General features: G+C 67.1%; 5 protein-coding genes. 3 read left to right on the top strand and 2 right to left on the bottom strand.

Annotated elements, in window-relative coordinates; translation table 11 throughout:
- The coding region (locus HC022_RS19115) for a pseudouridine synthase (protein ID WP_254885182.1) at positions 1 to 352 on the top strand (352 nt) is incomplete at its 5' end.
- Between the two features lie 72 nt (positions 353 to 424).
- Here HC022_RS19115 and HC022_RS19110 read toward each other — a convergent pair.
- On the bottom strand, positions 425 to 1027 hold the full coding sequence (locus tag HC022_RS19110) for a hypothetical protein (RefSeq protein WP_167453477.1): 603 nt from the start codon (positions 1025 to 1027) through the stop codon (positions 425 to 427).
- A 96-nt stretch (positions 1028 to 1123) separates the two neighbouring features.
- Between HC022_RS19110 and HC022_RS19105 the strand changes: the two genes are divergently transcribed.
- On the top strand, positions 1124 to 1705 hold the full coding sequence (locus HC022_RS19105; RefSeq protein ID WP_167453476.1) for an alkyl sulfatase C-terminal domain-containing protein: 582 nt from the start codon (positions 1124 to 1126) through the stop codon (positions 1703 to 1705).
- Between the two features lie 771 nt (positions 1706 to 2476).
- Here HC022_RS19105 and HC022_RS19100 read toward each other — a convergent pair.
- Entirely contained in the window at positions 2477 to 3916 is a 1440-nt protein-coding gene (locus HC022_RS19100) for an aldehyde dehydrogenase family protein (RefSeq protein WP_167453475.1), read from the bottom strand.
- A 163-nt stretch (positions 3917 to 4079) separates the two neighbouring features.
- Here HC022_RS19100 and HC022_RS19095 point away from each other — a divergent pair, with 163 nt between their 5' ends.
- Positions 4080 to 4733 carry a redoxin domain-containing protein gene (locus HC022_RS19095; RefSeq protein WP_008884022.1) on the top strand — a complete coding sequence of 218 codons (654 nt, stop codon included), beginning with the start codon at positions 4080 to 4082 and terminating at the stop codon, positions 4731 to 4733.
- Positions 4734 to 4826: the final 93 nt, after the last annotated feature.

The raw sequence follows: 4826 nt of genomic DNA, 5'->3' as shown, positions 1-4826 counted from the left end.
CGGGCGGCTCGAACCGAAGACCGGCACGGTCGATCTGCCGCTGATCGTGGACTGGCCCAACCGGCCGCTGCAGAAGGTCTGCCACGAGACCGGCAAGCCCGCGCTCACCGACTACAAGGTGACCAAGTCGAACGACACCGAAAGCCGTGCCCGCCTGCATCCGCTGACCGGCCGCAGCCACCAGCTGCGCGTGCACATGCTGGCCCTCGGCCACCCGATCCTCGGCGACCCGCTCTACGCTCCCGAGACCGCGTCGCAGTACCCCCGCATGATGCTCCACGCCGAAGAACTGCGCCTGCATCACCCGGAAAGCGGCATCGGTGTGAAGTTCCGCGCCAAGACCCCCTTCTGAGGCGCCTCCCCCGGCAGCGCCGACCAGAAGCCGTCTGAGTGATCCCGGACGAAAGCCCGCCACCCTGGCCCGTCACCCCATGCCGACAACGCGTCGCGGCCGGGGCGGCGCCTCGCGGTCCCCGACGACCTCCGTCAGCGCCGTGCGGACGGCGTGGGAGACCTCGCCGGTCCGGGCGTTCCAGTAGTGCGCCGTGCTCTTGCAGGGCAGCGCCATGTGCGGCTGGAGCTGCCGGTGCAGAAGCGCGCGCGGCGGCAGGTGAGTGTCGCTAAGCGCGGCCTCGGGGCCCTCGATCAGGTGCAGGGCGGTGGCGCGGGTGAGCATGCCGGGGCCGGTCTTGGCGTTGTCCCGCCCGAACAGCGCGCGCAACGACAGGTCGACGGCCCTGGCGATGACGGGATGGCCACGGGGCGCGCAGAGGAGGTTGTTCTCGATGCTGCCGAGCGTCGGCTCGGGGAACACGACCAGCCCGGCGCCATGCTGCAGCAAGGCCTCCGGGGTGCCGGTCAGCAGGTCGTCCGCGTCGGCACAGATTCCGCCATCCGCCAGCAGCAGGCAGAGCCGCAGGAAGTCGCTGTCCTCGGCGACGTGGTTGGTGAGCTTGAAGGCCCGCACGTGCTCGGTGCAGTCAGTGTCGCGCAGCCAGCGGAGGACGTGATCTTCAATCTGCGGCACACTCCGCTTCGTCTGCACAGCCCGAGGAAGAATGTTTGCATCGAGCTCGCCCTGCCGCCGCCATGAGCAAGGACGCCCACCGACACCACGCAGGCGATGAACGGCGCGGGCGGGTACCGCTGGCTCGCCACCGCGCTCCGTCATGTGGTCTTTGAAGAGCCCGACAATGCCGAGGCGAAGAACCTGCTCGCCGACGCGCTGACCCAGATGGGCCACCAGACCAAGATCGGCCCGTGGCGGAACTTCTACCTCTCGGGCGCCAAGGAACTTCGCGACGGCGTCGTCGAGGCCGGCACCCCCGCGACCGCCTCGCCAGAGATCGTGCGTAACCTGCCGCTGGGGACCTGCCTCGATTATCTCGCGGTGCGCCAGAACCACCCCGAGGCCGCCGGGCAGGAGATCGAGCTCGACTTCATGATGGCAGCTGCCGGCGACGCGTTCGAGGTCACGGTGACCAACGGCGTGATGAACGACACGCTGGACGGCCAGGGGGCCGAGGCGGACGCCACGGTGACGCTGGACCGGACCGTGCTCGACGGCATCAACCTCGGCCAGACCACGATGATGGACGCGATCTCAGGCGGCTCCGCGACGGTCGGCGGCCACGCGCAGAAGGTCGAGGACGTCGTGGGCCTGCTCGACACGTTCGAGGTCTGGCTCAGCATCGTGACGCCCTGAGCGGGGCCCTGCTCCGCACGGAGCGCCGCTTGCCGAAGAGCCGAGAAAGACGCCTCCCCGGAGGCGGCTTTTGCTGTAGGGAGGCCGTCCGATGCCCGCGGAAATGGCGTCTCGCCTCCCGCGGTCGTCAGGTCCTGTTTTCCGGCGCGGCAGTCATATCGGCGTGGGTACAGAACTTGCCACATGTCCGCCACATTTTCGCCCAAATCATGAATGATAGCTTCATCTCTCGGATCAGCCGAGGGCTGGCCGGGCTCTGCGGGAACCGCCGCAAAGCCACTTTAGACTTGGTAGGGGTATCGGACATGTATGCTGGAGCCATTGCAGTCATCGTCGCTCTCGGCTGTGTCGCGGAATTGTTGGAAGTCCGCGCTGAAAAGCGTCGTTCGGAAGCCGCGAAATCCAAGCGCGAAGATTTTCCCGGTCTGAGAGACTGACGAGATCCTTCCCGGGTCGCCCTCTGCCGACCCGGACGAAGCCACCTTGGTCTTTTTGGCCGGATGTTCCCAATCATAGCCCAGAAGACCCGATCCGCTCCGGCCTTGCAGAGCGTGACGCGGGGCAACGCATCTTGAGGCAGCTCTCACCGAGACTGAACACAACGTTCTCCACGGCGACAGCCCGAGGGCCAGGGCCCACCCCCGCCTGACCGAACACGTGCACGATGCGGTGTTCGCGCGGCGCGTGGCGCCGATCACCACGCGACACTCCCCCTAAAAGCCCCCTAAAGGAAAGAGGCGGCCCGTTGGCCGCCTCCCCTGTCGTCCAGTCTTACTCGGCGGCCCAGCCCGAGACCGCCTTGATCTCGAGGAAGTCGTGGATCCCGAGGATCCCCGCCTCGCGGCCGTTGCCCGACTGCTTCATGCCGCCGAAGGGCGCGCCTGGGGCGCGGCTCTTGCCGTTCATCTCCACCATGCCAGAGCGCAGCTGCCGCGCGAGGCGGTGGCGGCGTTCGGTGTCGGTGGACTGCACGTAGTTGGTCAGGCCGTAGGGCGTGTCGTTGGCGATCTCGACCGCCTCTTCCTCGGATTCGAACTTCATGATCGACAGCACCGGCCCGAAGATCTCTTCACGCGCGATGGTCATGTCCGGGGTCACGTCGGCAAAGACCGTCGGGCGCACGTAGAAGCCCTTGTTGAAGCCCTCGGGACGGCCGGGCCCGCCGGCGACGAGCCGCGCGCCTTCCTTGATGCCGGTCTCGATGAGGCCCTGGATCTTGTCGTACTGCACCGCGTTCACCACGGGACCAATGTGCCTGCCGTCTTCCGAGGGCGCGCCCACGGTGACCGACTGCGCCACGGCGGCGGCTTCCTCGACCACGCGGTCGTAGATCGGTGCCTCGACCATCATGCGCGAGGGCGCGTTGCAGCTCTGGCCCGAGTTCTGCATCATGTGCAGCACGCCGCGCTTGACCGCCTTGTCGTCGGCATCGGCGAAGATCAGGTTGGCGCCCTTGCCCCCGAGCTCGAGGTGCACGCGCTTCAGGGTCTCGGCGGCGGTCTTCGAAATCGCACGGCCGGCGCGGGTCGAGCCGGTGAAGCTCACCATGTCCACGTCCGCGTGACCCGAAAGCTGGGTGCCCACGCCCACGCCGTCACCGTTCACGAGGTTGAACACGCCCTTCGGGAAGCCCGCGGCGTCCATCATCTCGGCGAAGAGCATGGCCGAAAGCGGGCTCTCTTCCGACGGCTTCATGATCATGGTGCAGCCGGCGACGGCGGCGGCGCCGACCTTCAGCGTCACCTGGTTCATCGGCCAGTTCCACGGGGTGATCAGCGCACAGACGCCGACAGCCTCGTGGATCATGCGGGTGTCGGGGAACGCCTCGGAGAAGGCCTTGTCGAACTCGAAGGTCTTGGCGGCGTCGATGAAGTTCTTCAGGTGGAAGCTGCCGGCGCCCACCTGGCTGGCGCGCGACAGCGCGATGGGCGCGCCCATCTCGAGCGTCATCGCCTGCGCCATTTCCTCGGCGCGCTCAAGGTAGACCGCGAGCAGCTTCTCGACGAGCGCGATGCGATCTGCCACCGGGGTCGCCATCCAGCCCGGCAGCGCGCGCTTGGCGGCGGCCACCGCGGCGTCGGTGTCGGCCTGTCCGCCGAGGGCGATCACCGCGCAGGGCTCTTCGGTCGCCGGGTCGATCACCTGGTGGTCGCGGCCCTCGAGCGCATCCACCCAGGCACCGTCGATGTAAAACTGACGTTTCTCGATCATCTGAGTCTCCCTTCGTGAGATTTGATCAAATTCTCTCTTGGGCGACACTCTGTCACGCGCCCTCTCCCGCCGCAAGCCGGGGTCTTTACATCGTGACCCGAGACTGTACCTAAATCAGAGAGACCCACGTCCGGCCCCGCACGGACAGGAAAGGAGACTTCCAATGGCACTGCGCATCAACGACGAAATTCCCAACCTTCACGTCGTCACCGACCTTGGCGAGTACGATCTGCACGACTGGATCGGCGACAGCTGGGCGATTTTCTTCTCGCATCCCAAGGACTTCACCCCGGTCTGCACCACCGAGTTCGGCGCCGTGGCGCAGCTTGCCGACGAATGGGCGAAGCGCGGCACCAAGGTGATGGGCATCTCGGTCGACGGCGTCGAGGAGCACAAGCGCTGGAAGGGCGACATCGAGAAGACCTCGGGCGCGTCCGCCGGCTTCCCGATCGTGGCCGACGATGACCTGAAGATGGCCAAGGCGCTCGACATGCTGCCCGCCGACGCCTACCTGCCCGACGGCCGCACCCCCGCCGACAGCGCCACTGTGCGCTCGGTGTTCATTGTGGCGCCGAACAAGAAGGTGCAGCTGATGATGACCTACCCGATGTCGGTGGGCCGCAACTTCGCCGAGGTGCTCCGTGCCCTCGACGGCCTGCAGCGCACCTACGAGCAGCCGCTCGCCGTGCCCGCCAACTGGGAAACCGGCAAGGACGTGATCGTGGCCCTATCGCTCGACGACGCGGCGGCGGCAGAGAAATATGGCGAGCTCGACATCAAGCTGCCCTACCTGCGCTACGCCAAGGACCCGGCCTGATCCACGGCCCCCTGAACGGCCCCCTGAGATGACGAAGGCCCGCCTGTCACGGCGGGCCTTTTTGCTGGCGGGCGATGCCCCTCAGACGTCGAA

This window comes from Salipiger sp. HF18, assembly GCF_011806505.1.
GTDB classification, from domain to species: Bacteria; Pseudomonadota; Alphaproteobacteria; order Rhodobacterales; family Rhodobacteraceae; genus Salipiger; species Salipiger thiooxidans.
Note: the sequence above shows the minus strand (reverse complement) of the source record. Positions and strands in the feature narration are given on the sequence as shown.